20 protein-coding genes are annotated in these 16,798 nt (G+C 73.9%); 16 read left to right on the forward strand and 4 right to left on the reverse strand.

Annotation, left to right across the window (positions count from 1 at the left end):
• The first annotated feature begins 26 nt into the window (after positions 1–26).
• The gene (locus ACWEPX_RS02450; protein ID WP_451895293.1) at positions 27–1,775 is read left to right on the forward strand and encodes a proline--tRNA ligase; all 1,749 of its coding nucleotides are present in this window, start codon (positions 27–29) and stop codon (positions 1,773–1,775) included.
• 154 nt (positions 1,776–1,929) lie between these two features.
• Here the strand turns inward: ACWEPX_RS02450 and ACWEPX_RS02455 are convergent, their stop codons facing one another.
• Positions 1,930–2,661, reverse strand: coding sequence for an HAD family hydrolase (locus ACWEPX_RS02455; RefSeq protein WP_451895294.1), 732 nt, complete (start codon positions 2,659–2,661; stop codon positions 1,930–1,932).
• Between the two features lie 91 nt (positions 2,662–2,752).
• On the opposite strand from ACWEPX_RS02455, the gene ACWEPX_RS02460 reads away from it, so the two are divergent.
• Positions 2,753–3,679, forward strand: a complete 927-nt coding sequence (locus tag ACWEPX_RS02460; RefSeq protein WP_451895295.1) for an ABC transporter permease — start codon at positions 2,753–2,755, stop codon at positions 3,677–3,679.
• Here the strand turns inward: ACWEPX_RS02460 and ACWEPX_RS02465 are convergent.
• Positions 3,664–4,068, reverse strand: coding sequence for a YjbQ family protein (locus ACWEPX_RS02465; protein WP_451895296.1), 405 nt, complete (start codon positions 4,066–4,068; stop codon positions 3,664–3,666). The two genes, ACWEPX_RS02460 and ACWEPX_RS02465, sit on opposite strands and share 16 nt — an antisense overlap.
• 23 nt (positions 4,069–4,091) lie before the next feature.
• Here ACWEPX_RS02465 and ACWEPX_RS02470 point away from each other — a divergent pair, with 23 nt between their 5' ends.
• The 11 genes from ACWEPX_RS02470 (at position 4,092) to ACWEPX_RS02520 (ending at position 13,736) form a co-directional block, all read left to right on the forward strand.
• The gene (locus tag ACWEPX_RS02470; RefSeq protein ID WP_451895297.1) at positions 4,092–5,138 is read left to right on the forward strand and encodes an aminotransferase class V-fold PLP-dependent enzyme; all 1,047 of its coding nucleotides are present in this window, start codon (positions 4,092–4,094) and stop codon (positions 5,136–5,138) included.
• Positions 5,139–5,172: 34 nt separating this feature from the next.
• Positions 5,173–5,943, forward strand: coding sequence for a hypothetical protein (locus ACWEPX_RS02475; RefSeq protein WP_451895298.1), 771 nt, complete (start codon positions 5,173–5,175; stop codon positions 5,941–5,943).
• 369 nt (positions 5,944–6,312) lie between these two features.
• The gene (locus ACWEPX_RS02480) at positions 6,313–7,716 is read left to right on the forward strand and encodes an AMP-binding protein (protein ID WP_451895299.1); all 1,404 of its coding nucleotides are present in this window, start codon (positions 6,313–6,315) and stop codon (positions 7,714–7,716) included.
• Positions 7,700–7,975, forward strand: a complete 276-nt coding sequence (locus tag ACWEPX_RS02485; protein ID WP_451895300.1) for a phosphopantetheine-binding protein — start codon at positions 7,700–7,702, stop codon at positions 7,973–7,975. The genes ACWEPX_RS02480 and ACWEPX_RS02485 overlap by 17 nt, the downstream gene beginning before the upstream one ends.
• Positions 7,972–8,346 (forward strand): ectoine synthase, encoded by a 375-nt coding sequence (locus tag ACWEPX_RS02490; RefSeq protein WP_451895301.1) that lies wholly within the window; start codon positions 7,972–7,974, stop codon positions 8,344–8,346. The genes ACWEPX_RS02485 and ACWEPX_RS02490 overlap by 4 nt, the downstream gene beginning before the upstream one ends.
• An 11-nt stretch (positions 8,347–8,357) precedes the next feature.
• Entirely contained in the window at positions 8,358–9,503 is a 1,146-nt protein-coding gene (locus ACWEPX_RS02495) for an acyl-CoA dehydrogenase family protein (protein WP_451895302.1), read from the forward strand.
• Positions 9,500–10,198: a transglutaminase-like domain-containing protein gene (locus ACWEPX_RS02500; RefSeq protein WP_451895303.1), complete on the forward strand. Its 699-nt coding sequence runs from the start codon at positions 9,500–9,502 to the stop codon at positions 10,196–10,198. The genes ACWEPX_RS02495 and ACWEPX_RS02500 overlap by 4 nt, the downstream gene beginning before the upstream one ends.
• Before the next feature lie 16 nt (positions 10,199–10,214).
• Positions 10,215–11,579 carry a TrpB-like pyridoxal phosphate-dependent enzyme gene (locus tag ACWEPX_RS02505; protein WP_451895304.1) on the forward strand — a complete coding sequence of 455 codons (1,365 nt, stop codon included), beginning with the start codon at positions 10,215–10,217 and terminating at the stop codon, positions 11,577–11,579.
• 9 nt (positions 11,580–11,588) lie between these two features.
• A complete protein-coding gene (locus tag ACWEPX_RS02510) occupies positions 11,589–12,497 on the forward strand; it encodes a DMT family transporter (protein ID WP_451895305.1) in 909 nt (302 codons plus the stop codon).
• A 3-nt stretch (positions 12,498–12,500) separates the two neighbouring features.
• Positions 12,501–13,295, forward strand: a complete 795-nt coding sequence (locus ACWEPX_RS02515; RefSeq protein ID WP_451895306.1) for a maleate cis-trans isomerase family protein — start codon at positions 12,501–12,503, stop codon at positions 13,293–13,295.
• A 30-nt stretch (positions 13,296–13,325) separates the two neighbouring features.
• A complete protein-coding gene (locus ACWEPX_RS02520) occupies positions 13,326–13,736 on the forward strand; it encodes a CoA-binding protein (RefSeq protein WP_451895307.1) in 411 nt (136 codons plus the stop codon).
• Between the two features lies 1 nt (position 13,737).
• Here the strand turns inward: ACWEPX_RS02520 and ACWEPX_RS02525 are convergent, their stop codons facing one another.
• Together ACWEPX_RS02525 and ACWEPX_RS02530 are read right to left on the reverse strand one after the other, a co-directional pair.
• Entirely contained in the window at positions 13,738–14,187 is a 450-nt protein-coding gene (locus ACWEPX_RS02525; RefSeq protein WP_451895308.1) for a ferritin-like domain-containing protein, read from the reverse strand.
• Complete coding sequence (locus ACWEPX_RS02530) at positions 14,184–14,645, reverse strand: hypothetical protein (RefSeq protein WP_451895309.1); 462 nt, start codon at positions 14,643–14,645, stop codon at positions 14,184–14,186. Before ACWEPX_RS02530 ends, ACWEPX_RS02525 begins: the two co-directional genes overlap by 4 nt.
• Before the next feature lie 170 nt (positions 14,646–14,815).
• Between ACWEPX_RS02530 and rimP the strand changes: the two genes are divergently transcribed.
• From rimP to ACWEPX_RS02545, 3 genes are all read left to right on the forward strand, one after another.
• Positions 14,816–15,346, forward strand: coding sequence for a ribosome maturation factor RimP (gene rimP, locus ACWEPX_RS02535; RefSeq protein WP_451895310.1), 531 nt, complete (start codon positions 14,816–14,818; stop codon positions 15,344–15,346).
• Entirely contained in the window at positions 15,343–16,356 is a 1,014-nt protein-coding gene (gene nusA / locus ACWEPX_RS02540; protein ID WP_451895311.1) for a transcription termination factor NusA, read from the forward strand. Before rimP ends, nusA begins: the two co-directional genes overlap by 4 nt.
• A 129-nt stretch (positions 16,357–16,485) precedes the next feature.
• The gene (locus ACWEPX_RS02545; RefSeq protein ID WP_451895719.1) at positions 16,486–16,734 is read left to right on the forward strand and encodes a YlxR family protein; all 249 of its coding nucleotides are present in this window, start codon (positions 16,486–16,488) and stop codon (positions 16,732–16,734) included.
• Positions 16,735–16,798 lie beyond the last annotated feature (64 nt).

The following is a 16,798-nucleotide window of genomic DNA, read 5'->3' on the forward strand; positions in this document are numbered from 1 at the left end:
ACGCGATTCGCCGAGGAGCCATTGCCGTGATCACCAGGATGTCGTCGCTGTTCCTGCGCACCCTGCGCGAGGACCCGGCGGACGCCGAGGTGCCCAGCCACAAGCTGCTGGTCCGCGCCGGGTACGTCCGCAGGGTCGCCCCGGGCGGCTACTCCTGGCTGCCGCTGGGCATGCGCGTGCTGCGCAAGGTCGAGGCCATCGTCCGCGAGGAGATGGACGCGATGGGCGCCCAGGAGATCCAGTTCCCGGCGCTGCTGCCCCGCGAGCCCTACGAGGCGACCAACCGCTGGACCGAGTACGGCCCGAACCTCTTCCGGCTCAAGGACCGCAAGGGCGCGGACTACCTGCTCGGCCCGACGCACGAGGAGCTGTTCACCCTCACGGTGAAGGGCGAGTACACCTCGTACAAGGACTTCCCGGTCACGCTCTACCAGATCCAGACGAAGTACCGCGACGAGGCGCGCCCCCGCGCGGGCATCCTGCGCGGCCGCGAGTTCCTGATGAAGGACTCCTACTCCTTCGACCTCGACGACGAGGGCCTGGCGGCCAGCTACCAGGCCCACCGCGCCGCCTACATCAAGATCTTCGACCGGCTCGGCCTCGACTACGTGATCGTCAAGGCCACCTCGGGGGCGATGGGCGGCTCGGCGTCGGAGGAGTTCCTGGCCGAGGCGCCGACCGGCGAGGACACCTTCGTCCGCAGCACCGCGTCGGACTACGCGGCCAACGTCGAGGCCGTGGTCACCCCCGCGCCTCCGGCGATTCCGCTGGCGGGCCTGCCCGAGGCGCAGGTGCACCACACCCCCGACACGCCGACCATCGAGACGCTGGTCGACTTCCTCAACGCCGCCGACCTCGGCCGGACCTTCACCGCGGCCGACACGCTCAAGAACGTGCTGGTCAAGACCAGGCAGCCGGGCGCGGCCGAGTGGGAGCTGCTGGCCATCGGCGTGCCCGGCGACCGCGAGGTCGACCCCAAGCGGCTGGAGGCGGCGCTGTCCCCCGCGGAGTTCGCCATGCTCGACGACGCCGACTTCGCCAAGCACCCGTTCCTGGTCAAGGGCTACATCGGCCCGCGCGCCCTGCTGGACAACGGCGTCCGCTACCTGGTCGACCCCCGCGTGGTCACCGGCACGGCGTGGGTCAGCGGCGCGGACAAGGTCGACCACCACGTCGTGGACCTGGTCGCGGGCCGCGACTTCACCCCCGACGGCACGATCGAGGCCGCCGAGGTCCGCGCGGGTGACCCGGCCCCCGACGGCGTGGGCACGCTGGAGGCGGCGCGCGGCATCGAGATCGGCCACATCTTCCAGCTCGGCCGCAAGTACGCCGACGCCTTCGGCCTCGACGCCCTCGGCAAGGACGGCAAGCCCATCCGCATCACGATGGGCTCCTACGGCATCGGCGTCTCCCGCCTGGTCGCGGTCATCGCCGAGCAGAGCCACGACGACCGCGGCCTGATCTGGCCCCGCAACGTCTCGCCCTTCGACGTCCACCTCGCGGTGGCGGGCAAGGACGAGACCCAGCGCGCCGCCGCCGAGCAGCTCGCCGCCGACCTGTCCGCGGCAGGCCTGGACGTCCTCTTCGACGACCGCCCGGCCTCTCCCGGCGTGAAGTTCGCCGACGCGGAGCTGATCGGCGTCCCCACGATCGTCGTCGTCGGCCGAGGCTTGGCCAACGGCGTCATCGAGGTCAAGGACCGCGCCACCGGCACCCGCGAGGACGTCCCGGTGGCCGAGGTCGTGCCGACCTTGGTGGCCCTCGCCCGCCCCTGACCCCTCGCAACGGGTGGGCCAGCCGTCGCGCAGGCCCACCCGTTCGCCTTCCTGCCTAGCCCCGGGTTGTCCACAGCCCCGGCCCTCCCTTGACAAGGGTTCGACCCCTGGCACTGCCGTGCCAGCGATCCGGGGAACCCCGTCAGCCAGGTGATCAGCGGGCGGCGTTGACCAAGGCGGCCAGGACGACCGGGGTGTCGGAGAGGTCCTCCAAGACCAGGTGGGCGCCGCTGTCCTTCAGCTCCTCGACCGTCGACCGCCCAGTCGCCACGCCGACGCCGATGGCGCCGTGGTGGAGGGCGGCGGCGATGTCGTGCGGGGTGTCGCCGATGACGACGACGCGGCCGGGTTCGAAGGAGGTGGCGTACTTCTCGGCGGCGGCCTTCATCGCGGCGGCCACCAGGTCGTGGCGGTCGGGGGAGTGGGCGCCGTAGCCGCCGATCTCGAAGTCGAGGTGGTGGTGGAGGTCGAAGGCCTCCAGCTTGCAGGCGGCCAGCTCCGGCAGGTTGCCGGTCACGAGGGACTGCACGACGCCCGGCTGCTCGGCGAGGGCGGCGAGCAGGGCGGCGGCGCCGGGCAGGGCGCGGCCGAGGGTGGGCAGGTCGGGGCGGGCGGCGTCGGCGATGGCGATGAGCTGGGTGAAGAGGGCTTGGAGGGCGTCCTCGGTCACCTCGATCCCGTGCGCCTCCAGCAGCTCCGTGGCGATCGCGCGCTCGGTGCGGCCGGGGAAGGTCGGCACGTGCCGGATGGGCTGGCCGTGGGCGGCGCTCATCGCCTGGCCGTACCAGTCGCGGCCGATGCCGCTGTAGTCCACCAGCGTCAGGTCGATGTCCCAGAGCACGAGCAGGTCGGGGCCGGGGTGTCGGGGGTCGGTCACGGCACCCATCGTGGCACGACCGGGATTCAACGGGTGTTGATTTATCCGGTGACCGCGCGCTACCGTAATTCAACACTTGATGAAACAACGAGGGGGAACCATGACCGCGCACCGCCTGGTAGCCCTGCTGGCCCTGCTCAGCGGGGTCGTCGCCGCCGTGCTGGGCCTGCTCACCTTCGGCGTCCAAGCCACCAGCCAGCCCGACGCCCTGCCGCTGGCCGTCACCGGCCCCGGCGCCCAGCAGGTCGCCCAGCACGGGGGCGAGGCCGTCCGCTGGACGGTCGCCGACCCGCAGCAAGCCCGCACCCTGCTCCACGACAAGGAGGTCTACGGCGTCCTCGAACTCGGCCAGCCCGCCAAAGTCGTCGTCTCGGGCGCGATCAACCCCGCGGGTGCCCAGGCCGCCCAGCAGGTGCTGACGGGTGCGGCCCAGGCGATGGGCGTGCCCTTCACCGTCGAGTCGCTCCACCCCGCAGGCCCGGCAGCGCGGACCGTGCCGCTCGCGGCCAGCGCGCTGATCTGGGTCGGCGGCCTGGCCGCGGCCGCCGCGCTGGTCCTGCTGGCCCGCCGCCGCGGCGTCGAGCCGACCGCGGGGCACCGGCTGGCCCTCGTCGGCGGTGTCGCGGTGGTCGCGGGCGGCGCGGTCGTCGGCCTGGTCTCGCTCTGGGATTCCGCGTTGCCGCTGGGCTGGGACGTCCTGGGGTACCTGCTGCTGATCGGCGTCGCCTTCGCCGCCGCGCAGGGCGCGCTGCTGCGGCTGCTGGGCATCCGCGCGATGGCCGTCCTCGGCCCGCTCTACCTGATCGCCCCGGCCGTCGCGGGCACCGTCCCGGAGCTGCTCGACCCGGTTTACCGCGCGCTGCTCTGGTCGTGGACGCCGTTCCGCTTCGCCGCCGAGGGGCTGCGCAGCCTCCTGCAGGGCACCCCGGACGCCCCGGACGTGCTCCAGGGCGTGGTCGTCCTGGGCTCGATCGCCGTCGTCGGGCTGGTCGCGCTGGCCCTGCCGCGGCGTCAGCCCGCCAAGTAGCTCAGCCGGACCTTGCGCACCGGGTTGTCGACGTTGGTGTCGACCAGGCAGATCGACTGCCAGGTGCCCAGCGCCAGCCGCCCGCCGAGCACCGGGACCGTGGCGTAGGGCGGCAGCAGCGCGGGCAGCACGTGGTCGCGGCCGTGGCCGGGCGAGCCGTGCCGGTGCCGCCACCGGCCGTCGGCGGGCAGCAGGTCGCGCAGGGCGGCCAGCAGGTCGTCGTCGCTGCCCGCGCCGGTCTCGATCACCGCCAGGCCCGCGGTGGCGTGCGGGACCCAGACGTGCAGCAGGCCGTCGCCCTCGCCGTCGACGAACCGGGCGCACTCGGCGGTCAGGTCGCGCACCACCTCGGACCCGCCGGTGCGGATCTCGATTTCCTCGCTACGCACCCGCCCAGCCTAGGGTGGATGGGGTGCGCAGCGCTTTCGGAGAGCAGTTCGACGTCCCGGTCGGTTACCTCAACACCGCGTCCCTCGGCATCCCGACCGCGACCACGGTCGCCGCGGTCGGCTCGGCGCTGGCCGCGTGGGCGGCCGGGCAGGCCGACGCCCCCGACTACGACGCCGCCGTGCGCCAGGCCAGGGCGGCCTTCGCCGAGCTGGTCGGCGTGCCGGTCGCGCGGGTGGCCAGCGGGTCGGGGGTCTCGCCGCTGGTCGCCCAGGTCGCCGCGGGCGTGCCCGACGGCACGCGGGTGCTGGTCGCCGAGGGCGAGTTCACCAGCGTGACCTTCCCGTTCGCCGCCCAGGCCGGGCGCGGGGTGACCGTCACCGCGGCCCCGCTGGCGCGGCTGCCCGAGCGCGCCGCGGACTTCGACCTGGTGGCCGTCTCCGTGGTCCAGTCGGCCACCGGCGCCCTGGTCGACCTCGACGGCCTGCGGGCCAGCGGCACCCGCGTGCTGCTGGACGTCTCCCAGTCCCTCGGCTGGTTCCCGCACGCCCTGGACTGGGCGGACTGGGTGGTCGGCGCGGGCTACAAGTGGCTGCTGGCCCCGCGCGGCTCGGCGTGGCTGGCCGTGCGCCCGGAGGCCGCCGACTGGACGCTGCCCGTCGCCGCGGGCTGGTACGCCGGGGACGACCCGTGGCGCACCGTCTACGACCTGCCGCTGCGCCTGGCCCCCGACGCCCGCGCCTACGACCTCTCGCCCGGCTGGCTGGCCCAGGTCGGCGCCGCCGCCGCGCTGCCCTGGCTGGCGGGCCTGGACCTGACCGCCGTCCGCGACCACGCCGTGGGCCTGGCCGACGCGCTGCTCGCCGCCATCGGCCTGCCCCCGCGCGGCTCGGCGTTCGTCTCCATCGCGGGCGAGGGCGTCGCCGAGCGCCTCGCGGCGGCGGGCATCCGCTGCGCGACCCGGGCGGGCCGGGCCCGGCTGGCCTTCCACCTCTACTCCGACCAGAACGACCTCGACCTCGCGGTCGAGGCGCTGACCAGGGGAAACGGACAAATTTCCGAGTCGGTCTGACACCGGTGGTCAACACCGATTACCGTGGTTGCCCGTGTCCGCTCCCCAGCGCCCCGGCCCCCCGCCCCCCTGGCCGCCGCAGCGGCCCCCGCACGGCAACGCCGGGGCCACGGAGTGGATCCCGCGCGTGCAGGAGCCCCGGCGCGACGAGCCGTTCCGCTTCGAGGAGCCGCCGCCCCCGCAGCGCCCCGCCAACCCGGCGGCGGTGTGGGCGATGCGGATCGCCGGGTTGGTCGCCATCGCGGTGATCTCCGGTGTCGTCTGGGCCTACCTGCAGGGCGACTCGCCGGAGCCGGGCCCGGTGACCGACCCCGGCCCCAGCACCGAGGCCCCTGCAGGCCGCTTCGAGTTCGCCGCGCACCCGGACATGCCCGAGCCGAAGGTCGACACCGACTGCGGCGAGAACGCCTACGGCCAGGTGCAGCGGTTCCTGCGCGAGCACCCCTGCGTCGACCTGACCCGCGCGCTCTACACCAGCAAGCCGCCCGGCCAGGACGAGACCGTCTACACCTGGGTCGCCGTCGTGGAGCTGCCCAGCGAGGACCAGGCCCAGCAGCTCTACGACCTCGCCAAGACCGACAACACCGGCAACGTCAACGACCCGCTGCGCGCCGATTTCGTCAGCATCGAGGGCCTGCGGTCCCTCGGCAAGGGCGGCTACTACTCCCAGCGCAACAAGGCCCACGTGATCATCGTGGAATCCGACTGGGCCCCGTCCGGCGACCGCACCGCCCAGCAGGACAAGTTCCTCACCGAGGTCAGCGCCGACGCCGTGCGCCTCGGTTTGGCGTTCACGAAGGACTGAAAGAGCGGATCACCGGGCCTTGCTGCGAAAGGTTCAAAACAGTTAACGGCCCCCGCGGGCGGCGGTTTATTAAATTGCGGTCACGGCGTTCTCGGATGGCCCATATCGATACCCGGATGTCGTAGCGCCAGGGCAGGCGCAGGGCGAGATACCGGCTGGTAACCGCGCCACCGCCCCCGCCGGGTCGTCGACTCCGCTCACTCGAATGGGGGTTTGCCACCGCTAAATGCCGTGGCTAACGTCTCATCAAGCAACCGGTTGTTCATGCCGCTGTAATTCGGCCGAAACACCGTTGCCAGCTTTTCCGGCGCACACTCGTGGACATTTCTGAGGGGACCCATGCCGGCAATTTCAGCTGGTCTTCCGCTGGTGGACGAATCCGACGACCCCGCCTTATCCGGGAATGGCCGGACCACCACCCGCCGCGCCCTGGCCGAGCTGGCCGGGCGAGCCCGGGCCGAGCTCGTGGCGCTGCGCCTGCCCCCGGGCGCGCCGGTCGCGGTGGTGGGGCGCAAAGCACCGGCGACCATCGCCGCGATCGCCGCGTGCATGGCCGACGGCCGACCATTCCTGCTGCCCTCGACCGAACTCGGCGCACGCGCCACGTCCGCGCTGCTGGAACGCGCGGGCTGCCACGCGCTCCTGCGCCCCGGGACGGGCGTCGAGCGCCTCGATCCCGCCGCCTGCCCAGACCTGGCGGGCGTCGGGCCGATCCTGACCACCTCGGGCTCGACCGGCGTGCCCAAGGCCGTGCCGCTGCCGAAGGCCGCGGTGGCCGCGTTCACCGCGTGGGCCGCGGCGGAGTTCGGCATCCGGCCGGGCACGCCCGTGCTGTCCTACGCCCCGCTGCACTTCGACCTGAGCCTGCTCGACGTGTGGACGACCCTCGCCGCGGGCGGCTGCGTCGTGCTGGTCGACCCCGACCGCGCGCTCGACGGCCGCCACCTGGTCGAATGCCTGGCAGGCGCCCGCGTCGAGGTCGTCCAGGCGGTGCCGCTGTTCTTCCGGCTCGTCGCCGACGCCGCCGACCGGCCCTTCCCGCACGTGCGGGAGGTGCTGGTCACCGGGGAGGCCATGCCGCCCGGCCTGGCCGCGCGCCTGCCCGCGCTGTTCCCCGCCGCCCGGCTGCGCAACGTCTACGGCTGCACCGAGACCAACGACAGCTTCGTCCACGACATCGACCCGGCCGCGGACGCGCCGACGCCCATCGGCAGGCCCATCCCGGGCGTGCGGGCGGTGGTCGTCGCCGACGGGACCGTCCTCACCGGACCCGGCCGCGGCGAGCTGTGGGTCGCCACCCCGTTCCAGTCCGGCCGCTACCTCGACCCCGAGCTGACCGCCCGCGCCTGGACCGACGGCGACCCGCCGCTGTTCCGCACCGGCGACCTCGTCGAGCGCGGCGCCGACGGCCTGCTGCGCCTGGCGGGCCGCGCCGACCACCAGGTCAAGGTGCGGGGCGTGCGCACCGATCTCGCCGCGGTCGAGCACGTCCTGGCCGCCCACCCCGCCGTGGCCGAGGCCGTGGTGCTCGGCCTGCCCGACGAGGTCGCAGGCCACCGCCTGCACGCGGTCGTCCGGCTGCGCCCCGACCGCACCGCCAACAGCTTGCACCTGCGTTCGCACTGCGCGGAACGGCTGCCCCGCACGGCCGTTCCGTCCACCGTGGCCATCACCGCCGAGCCGCTGCCGCGCACCGCGACCGGGAAGGTCGACCGCGCCTGCCTGCTCGCCGGAACGAGGGAAGGAGGGCGTGCCCGTGTCGCGTCTGGCTGAGATCAAGGGCCTGGTGGCGGGCTTCGTGGTCGCCGAGTTCGCCCCGGACGTCCGACCGGGGGACATCGCCGACGACTTCGACCTGCTCGACAGCGGCGTCGTGGACAGCCTGGGGCTGCTGCGGCTGATCGCCTGGGTCGGCGAGCGCTTCGCCATCCCGGTGGCCGAGCTGCCGCTGACCCCCGACCAGTTCCGCTCGGTGGCCGCCGTCGCCGCCTTCGTCGAGTCCGCCGCGGTCGTGGGGGAGCGTGCCGGATGATCGTGCGCGCGCGTTCCCAGGTCAAGCGCGTCGACTGGGGCAACGGCCTCAGCTACCGGTTCCTGGTCGCCGACGACCGGATGGGCTTCACCGTCTGCCACACCGTGGTCCGGGCGGGCAGCAAGTCGCGGTTGCAGTACCGCAGGCACCTGGAGGCGTGCTACTGCATCGCGGGCTCCGGGGAGGTGCAGACCCCCGACGGGCTGGTGTACCGGCTGGAACCGGGCGTGCTGTACGCCCTGGACCGCAACGACGCCCATTTCCTCATCGCCGACGAAGGCCGCGACCTGGAGCTGGTCTCGGTGTTCTCCCCGCCGCTGCGCGGGGACGAGCGGCACAAGCTGGACTCCGACGAGTTCTCCGAGTACTGACGGGGGCAGTGGTGATCGAGTGGACCGACGAGCAGCGCTCGCTGCGCGCGGCCATGGCCGAGATCGGCGCCGAGGTCGGGGTGGGGCACCTCGACCGCGACCGCGACGGGGAGTTCTCCCGGTCGGGCTGGGCGCTGGCGGCGGGCAGCGGGCTGCTCGGCCTGCCGTTCGACCCGGCGCACGGCGGCCTGGGCGCCGACCTGCTGACCACGATGCACGTGCTGGAGGGCCTGGGGGAGAGCTGCCGCGACAGCGGGTTCAGCTTCTCGGTGGCCACCCACCTGGTCAGCACCGGCGTCGCGCTGCACCGCTACGGCTCGGCCGAGCTCAAGGCCAGGTACCTGCCCGCGGTGTGCGACGGCAGTTCCATTGGCGCGCACGCCATCACCGAGCCCGACGCCGGGTCGGACATGATGGCGATGCGCACCACCGCCGTCGACCGCGGCGACCACTTCGAGCTCAACGGCAGCAAGGCGTTCGTCAGCAACGGCTCGGTGGCCGGGATGTACGTGGTGTACGCCAGGACGGGCAAGCCGGGCAGCCCCGGGGCGATCACCGCGTTCCTGGTCGAGCGCGGCACGCCGGGCCTGCACGTGGGCAGTCCCGTGGCCAAGATGGGGCTGCGCACCTCCCCGCTGGCCGAGCTGTTCTTCGACGGCTGCCGCGTGCCCAGGGCCAACGCCATCGGCGGGGTCGGCGCCGGGTTCCTCGTGCTCGACCACGTGATGAAGTGGGAGATCCTGCTCTCCTTCGTCATCAACGCGGGCGAGATGGCCCACCGCCTGCGGTCCTGCGTGGACTACGCCCGCGGGCGCGAGCAGTTCGGCAAGCCCATCGGGTCCTACCAGTCGGTGTCCAACAAGCTCGTGGACATGCGGATCGGGCTGGAGACCGCCCGCAAGTGGCTCTACGACACCGGCGCGAAGTTGGCGGCCAACGCCGACGTCACCACCGACATCGCCATCACCAAGCTGGTGGTCAGCGAGGCCAACGTCGCCTCCGCGCTGGCCGCGGTCCAGGTGTTCGGCGGGTACGGCTACCTCGCCGAGCACGGCGTGGAGAAGCAGCTGCGCGACGCCGCGGCCGGGACGATCTACTCCGGCACCTCCGAGATCCAGCGGCAGCGCGTCGCGGCGATGATGGGGCTGGGCTCATGAGCGCCGACCTGCTCGACGCCGACCTCGCCGCCCCGCCCACCGCCGAGCACCTGGCCGAGACCGAATTCCTCGACTACACCTCCGAACCGGTCCGCGAGCTGGTGGCCAAGGCGCTGCCCGCGGGCGCGACCACCCCGACCGAGCGGGCCGTCGCCCTCTACTACGCCGTGCGCGACGGCATCCACTACGAGGTCTACGGCTCGACCATGGACCGCGAGTCCTTCCGCGCCAGCAGCATCATCAAGCACGGCAAGGGTTTCTGCGTCCACAAGTCGATCGTCTACGCCGCCGCCGCGCGCGCGGTCGGCGTGCCGAGCAGGCTGGTCTACGGCGACGTGCGCAACCACCTGTCCTCCGCCCGGCTGCGCGAGCTGGTCGGCGGGGACGTGTTCTGCTTCCACAGCCTGGTCTCGGTGCACCTCGACGGCCGGTGGGTCAAGGCCACCCCGGTCTTCCCCAAGCTGCTGTGCACCCTCTACCGCATCGCCCCGCTGGACTTCGACGGGCGCGCGGACAGCCTGTACCACCCCTACGACACCGAGGGGCGCAGGCACATGGAATTCCTGCGGATGCGCGGCGAGTACCGCGACTTCCCCTACCGCACCGTGGTCGGCGGAATCCGCGCGGCGCACCCCCGGCTCGTCACCGGCGGCGGCGCGCTGGCCGCGGGCTCGCTGGCCGACGAGCACCCGTGAACCGAGGAGCCCTCCCGTGACCGAGCTGATCAAGTACGAGCTGGGCGAGTCCGACCTCCCCCGCACCTGGCTCAACCCCGCCGCCGACATCGGCGAGCTGGCCCCGGTCATCGACCCGGTGACCCGCGAGCCGCTCTCCGCGGCCGCGCTGTCCGCGTCGATGGCCCCGGCGCTGGCCGAGCAGGAGCTGAGCACCGCCGACGAGTTCGAGATCCCCGACCCGGTGCGCAGGCTCTACGCCCAGTGGCGCTGCACCCCGCTGTACCGGGCGCGCAGGCTGGAGGCGGCCCTGGGCACGCCCGCCCGCATCTACTACAAGTTCGAGGGCACCGCGCCAACCGGCAGCTTCAAGCCCAACACCGCGATCCCGCAGGCGTACTACAACAAGCTCGCGGGCCGCGACGGCCTGGTCGGGGAGACCGGGGCCGGGCAGTGGGGCAGCGCGATCGCCCTCGCGGCGGCCTTGTTCGACATGCGCGCCAAGGTGTACATGGTCAAGGTGAGCTTCGAGCAGAAGCCCTACCGGCGCACGCTCATGGAGACCTACGGGGCCGAGTGCACCGCCAGCCCGAGCACCGAGACCGCGGCCGGGCGCGCGGTCGTCGCCGAGCGCCCCGACCACCCCGGCAGCCTCGGCACCGCCAAGTCCGAGGCGTTGCAGTTCGCCGCAGCCAACCCCGACTACGGCTACGCGCGCGGCAGCGCGCTCAACCACGTCTGCGCCCACCAGTCCGTCATCGGGCAGGAGGCGCTGCTGCAGATGGAGCTGGCGGGCGACTACCCCGACATCGTCGTCGGCGCGGCGGGCGGCGGCAGCAACCTGGCCGGGCTGGCCTTCCCGTTCCTGCGCCGCGCCCGCCGCGGCGGCAGGCGGGTGCGGCTGATCGCCGTGGAGCCCGCGGCCTGCCCGACGCTGACCCGCGGCCGCATCGCCTACGACCACGCCGACTCCCAGGGCCTGACCCCGCTGTGGCGCATGCACACCCTCGGCCACAAGTTCGTGCCCCCGGCCTTCCACGCGGGCGGGCTGCGCGCCCACAACATCTCCCCGCTGGTCAGCCGCGCCGTGGAGGACGGGCTGATGGAGGCCGTCGCGGTGCGCCAGAACGCCTGCTTCGAGGCGGGCATCCAGTTCGCCAGGGCCGAGGGGATCCTGCCCGCCCCGGAGTCCACCCACGCCATCCGCGGCGCCGTCGACGAGGCGCTGCGCTGCCGCGAGCAGGGCGTCAGCCGGGCGATCCTGCTCGGGCTGTCCGGGCACGGCGACTTCGACCTCGTCGCCTACCAGAAGTACCTGGCGGGCACCCTGCCCGACGACGCGCTCGCCGACGACGTGCTCGCCGCGGGCCTGGCCAGCATCCCCGAACCCACCCACGTCTGAGGACCGGCGATGACCCGCACCAACCTCGCGCTGTTCGCGCTGCTCGCCCTGATCTGGGGCGCCAGCTACACCTTCATCAAGGTCGCGGTGAGCGGTCTGAGCCCGGCGCAGCTGGTGCTGCTGCGGGTGCTGTTCGGCGCCGCCGTGCTCGTGGTCGTCCTGCGCGTCACCGGGGCCAGGCTGCCGCGCAGCGCCGCGGTCTGGGGGCACACCGCGGTGACCGCCACGCTCGGCATGGTCGCCCCGTTCCTGCTGCTGGCCTGGGGCGAGCAGCGCACCACCGCGGCGATGGCGGGCGTGCTCATCGCGGCGACGCCGCTGCTCACCCTGGCCGCGGCCACCGTCGCGCTGAGCACCGAGCGGGCGACCTGGCGCAAGGCGGTGGGCTTCGTCGTCGGGTTCGGCGGCGTGGTCCTGGTGATCGGGCCGTGGCACGACGGCGGCGGCACCCTGGCAGGCCAGCTCGCCGTGCTCGGCGCGGCCGCCTGCTACGCCGCCCAGACGGTGTACGTGCGGCTGATGCTGGCCCAGCGCGGGATCCCGCCGCTGGTCTCGGCGACCACGCAGGTGGTCAGCGCGTGCGTCCTGCAGGCGGTCATCACCCCGTTCTTCCCGTGGCAGACCCCGGACCTGCGGTGGGGCGTCGTGCTCAGCGTCGTGCTCCTCGGCGCGGTGGGCACCGGCCTGGCGTACCTCATCTACTTCCGGCTCATCGGCGATCTCGGCGCGGCCAACGCCTCCGCGGTCAACTACCTGGTCCCGGTCACCGCCGTGCTGATCGGCGTGCTGACCCTGGGCGAGGGCGTGACCTGGAACATGGTGGTCGGCACGCTGGTCGTCCTCGGCGCGCTGGCGCTGGCCGAGAACCGGATCGCGCCGCGGCGGCCGCAGCCCGCCCCGGCGGCGTCGGGAGAGTAGCCCGTGCTGAACCGCAGCTGGGGCTGGCGGGCCGCGCTGGGCATCCTGGTCATCGACCACGACCCGGTGGCCGAGTCCGAGTTCGCCGCGATGGCGCCGGTCGGGGTGTCGGTCAACGCCGCCCGTTTCGAGAGCCCGCGCAAGCCCGGCACCGCCGACTACGGGACCGACCCGGCGCGGCGGGTGGCCGAGTCCGCCGACGTGCGCCGGGGGCTGGCGGTGCTGGGCGGCATGCGGCTGGACGCGGTGTGCGTGTGCTTCACCACCAGCAGCTTCCTCGGCGGCGTCGACTTCGACCGGCGGTTCGCCGTCGAGGCGGGGGAGCTGACCGGCGGCATCCCGGTGCTCACCGCGGCCACCGCGACCGTGCGGGCGCTGGCCGCGGTCGGGATCACCCGCCCGTTCGTGCTCCTGCCGCCCTGGTTCAAGGACGAGATCGCCGAGGCGGGCGCGGCCTACCTGGCCGCGGCGGGCTTCCCCCCGGCCGGGCTGCGCCGCTACGACCTCGGCCGCGGCTGGCGGGACCTGCCTCCGTGGGCGACCTGGGACGCGGGCGCGCAGTGGGAGGTGCGCCCGGACGAGGTGTACCGCCAGGTGCGCACCGCGGTCCCGGCCGACGCCGACGGGGTGCTCGTCGCGGGCAACGGCCTGCGGTGCGTGGACGCGATCGCCCCGCTGGAGGCCGACACCGGCCTCCCGGTGGTCACCTCCAACCAGGCGTGCCTGTGGGAGTGCCTCCGCATGGCGGGCACGACGACGGCGGACGTCACCGGCTACGGCCGCCTCTTCACCGCGTAGCCGCGCGGCCGTGCGCCTACTGTGGCAGCCATGACCGACCCCTGGGCCGACCCGACCACCATCGCCGCCATCCTGCGCGACTGCCGGACCTGGGCGGTCGTCGGGCTCGGCGCCAATCCCGGCCGCGCCGCCTACGGCGTCGCCCGGTTCCTCCAGCAGCAGGGCAAGCGGATCGTGCCCGTCCACCCGCGGGCGGAGGAGGTGTTCGGCGAGCCCGGCTACCGCGACCTCGCCGACATCCCCTTCCCCGTCGACTGCGTGGACGTCTTCCGCCGCTCCGACGCCGCGGGCGAGGTCGCCGACCAGGCCGTGGCCATCGGCGCCAAGGCGGTCTGGTTCCAGCTCGGCGTCCTCGACCACGCCGCCTTCGAGCGGGTCACCGCGGCAGGCGTGCCCATGGTCATGGACCGCTGCCCCGTGATCGAGTGGCCCCGGACCTGACTCAGGGCTGCCCGGGGAACGGCGTCACCACCGGGGTGGTCCCGGCCGCCTTGCGCCAGCGGGTCGCGCGGACCGAGGAGCCGGTCAGGGCGGCCAGGGCGATCTCCCGGAGGGCGCGGTCGTCGGTGCGCTCCAAGACCGCGCGCCACGCCACTGTGGCGTCCGTCTCGGCGGTGGCGACCAGCTTGGCCGCCGACTTCTCGTCCTTCACCGGCTCCGGCGGCACGTACGCGGGCTCCGCCGCGGCGGGCGTCACCCCCGCCGCCACCAGCAGCTCGGCCACCGCGTCCCGCCGATCCCGGTGATCAGCGACACCATCGGCCAGCGCCTTGTCGTAGGCCGCGGGCAGGAACGCGCTGACCAGCCCGTACACCCACAGCGCCGCGTGCTCGGCCCCCAGCGCCGCCTGCACGGCGGCCACCGACTCCTGGGGCATCCCCGGCTGGCTCACAGCACCTCCCGCAGGCTCGCGCACGCCGCCGCAACCGACCCCACCAGCCCGGCCCGGTACCGCGGCAGCCCGGGCACCAGCTCCGCCGCCTGGCGCTGCGCCGCCGCCACGCCGTCGGCCAGCGCCTTCGCCGCTGCCTTGGCGTCCTTGGGCGGCGCAGGCGGGGCGGGCGGCGCGGACGCGCTGGTCGACACCGGGGGCCGCTCCCGCTCCACCTCGGCCTTGAGGGCGCTCGCGTGCTCGCCGCGCACCCGGGCCACCTCGCCCGCCTTGGCGGCCAGCGGCGGCACGGCCGCGGCGATGGCCGCGGCGAGGGCGGCGTCGGCGCGGGCGCGCTCGGCCAGGGCGGCCAGCGGGTCGGGCGGGGGCGGGGGGCCGGGGTCGGTGCAGCCCGCGGCCGCGCCCAGCACCAGGCCCGCCAGCACGGTCCGCCGGGGGACGCCGGGTGTGATCCTCACGGAGGGTCATCCTGCCAGGTCGCCGGGTCGGCCCACGGCGGAGTCGAGTTGATCGCCTGCGGCGGCCTCGATCCCGCGGTCGAGATACGCTATGTGACCACCGTCGGCGCGCGGTACCGCCGACCGGCCGACAACCGCGACACCGACCAGAACAAGGGGGCGCCGTCCACGTGGCCAACCAGCGAGAACGCGGCACTGCCGAGTCGCTCGAACCCGTCGTCGCAGGGGCCGTCGCCGCCGCCGGGTTCGAGCTGGAGCAGCTCGACGTGCAGCAGGCGGGCCGCAGGCGGCTGGTCAAGGTCGTGGTCGACGGCGACGACGGCGTCGGCCTCGACGAGGTCGCCGAGATCAGCCGCGCGGTCTCCGCGGTGCTCGACGAGCACGACGCGGTGCTCGGCGGGCCCTACACCCTGGAGGTCACCTCCCCGGGCATCGACCGCCCGCTGACCCGCCCCCGGCACTGGCGGCGGGCCCGGCTGCGGCTGGTCAAGGTCACCCCGCACGACGGCCCGGCCTTCACCGGCCGGGTCGGCGCGTCCGGCGACGACGAGGTCGAGATGCTGGTCGACGGCGAGCTGCGCACCGTGCGCTACGCCGAGGTGGCCAAGGCGGTCGTCGAGGTGGAGTTCAAACAGCCGCCGGTGGCGGAGATGGCGATGCTCGAAGGTCGGGCGTCCGGGACGGAGGAGGACGCGCGGTGAACGTCGACATCGCGGCGCTGCGGGCAATCGAGCGCGACAAGGACATCCCCTTCGAGACGGTGATCGAGGCGATCGAGACCGCCCTGCTCACCGCCTACAAGCACACCGACGGCCACCAGCCGCACGCCCGCATCGACATCGATCGGCGCACCGGCGTGGTCCGGGTGCTGGCCTACACCCCCGGCCCCGACGGCGAGGTCGCCGAGGAGTGGGACGACACCCCCGAGGGCTTCGGCCGCATCGCGGCGACCACCGCCCGCCAGGTCATCCTGCAGCGGCTGCGCGACGCCGAGCACGAGCGCACCTACGGCGAGTTCGCCGCCAAGGAGGGCGAGATCGTCGCGGGCGTGGTGCAGCGCGACACCCGGGCCAACTCCCGGGGCATGGTCGTGGTCCAGGTGGGCGACACCGAGGGCGTGCTGCCCGCCGTCGAGCAGGTGCCGGGGGAGTCCTACGCCCACGGCGCCCGGCTCAAGTGCTACGTCGTGGGGGTCTCGCGCACCGCGCGCGGCCCGCAGATCACCCTCTCCCGCACCCACCCGAACCTGGTGCGCAGGCTCTTCGCGCTGGAGGTGCCCGAGATCGCCGACGGCACCGTGGAGATCCCGGCGGTGGCCCGCGAGGCCGGGCACCGCTCCAAGATCGCCGTGCGCTCGACCGTGCCCGGGGTCAACGCCAAAGGCGCCTGCATCGGCCCGATGGGCGCGCGGGTGCGCAACGTGATGAGCGAGCTGGCGGGCGAGAAGATCGACATCATCGACTGGTCGGACGACCCGGCGACCTTCGTCGGGAATGCCCTGTCGCCCGCGAAAGTTGTATCCGTCACGGTGGTCGACGAGCGCGCGAAGACCGCGCGTGTGGTAGTCCCGGACTACCAGCTGTCGCTGGCCATCGGAAAGGAAGGTCAGAACGCCCGGCTGGCCGCCCGGCTGACCGGCTGGCGCATCGACATCCGCAGCGACGCGGCGGCCGGTGCGCAGGCGGGGCCGGTATCCGGTTCGGCTGACTGAGCGAAACGAGATAGACTTCCCGTGGTTCATCGTCAGGAACCGGCTTCCGCGCGTCCCGGTCCAGCCCAGCGGGTGCGGACCTGCGTCGGTTGCCGTGTCCGGGCGGTGGACGCGGAACTGCTGCGTGTGGTGCTCGCGGACGGGGAGGCCATCCCCGACCCGCGGCGTCGGATGCCCGGTAGGGGGGCGTGGATACACCCCCGTCCCGAGTGTCTGGCCACGGCCGAGAAGCGGCGCGCGTTCCCCAGGGCCTTCCGGGTCCAGGGGGCCGTCTGCGTCGACGGCCTCCGGTCGGCGATCGACCGGATCGCAGGCCGTGCAGGCGCGGGAGCTTCCCGCGCCGCTGGGAAAGACAGGAAGCAGGTCGACCCGTCATGAGTCAGCCGTGAAGCTGAAGACATGAACGCGCGACGATAGGACGAGGTCGACGGGACCTATGCCC

It is taken from the genome of Actinokineospora sp. NPDC004072 (assembly GCF_053604195.1).

What these genes read in the sequence shown, in the direction of transcription:
- ACWEPX_RS02455 (WP_451895294.1), bottom strand. Translation starts at nt 2,661, where the DNA reads ATGGGTGCCGTGACCGACCCCCGACACCCCGGCCCCGACCTGCTCGTG.
- ACWEPX_RS02460 (WP_451895295.1), top strand. Translation starts at nt 2,753, where the DNA reads ATGACCGCGCACCGCCTGGTAGCCCTGCTGGCCCTGCTCAGCGGGGTC.
- ACWEPX_RS02490 (WP_451895301.1), top strand. Translation starts at nt 7,972, where the DNA reads ATGATCGTGCGCGCGCGTTCCCAGGTCAAGCGCGTCGACTGGGGCAAC.
- ACWEPX_RS02500 (WP_451895303.1), top strand. Translation starts at nt 9,500, where the DNA reads ATGAGCGCCGACCTGCTCGACGCCGACCTCGCCGCCCCGCCCACCGCC.
- ACWEPX_RS02510 (WP_451895305.1), top strand. Translation starts at nt 11,589, where the DNA reads ATGACCCGCACCAACCTCGCGCTGTTCGCGCTGCTCGCCCTGATCTGG.
- ACWEPX_RS02520 (WP_451895307.1), top strand. Translation starts at nt 13,326, where the DNA reads ATGACCGACCCCTGGGCCGACCCGACCACCATCGCCGCCATCCTGCGC.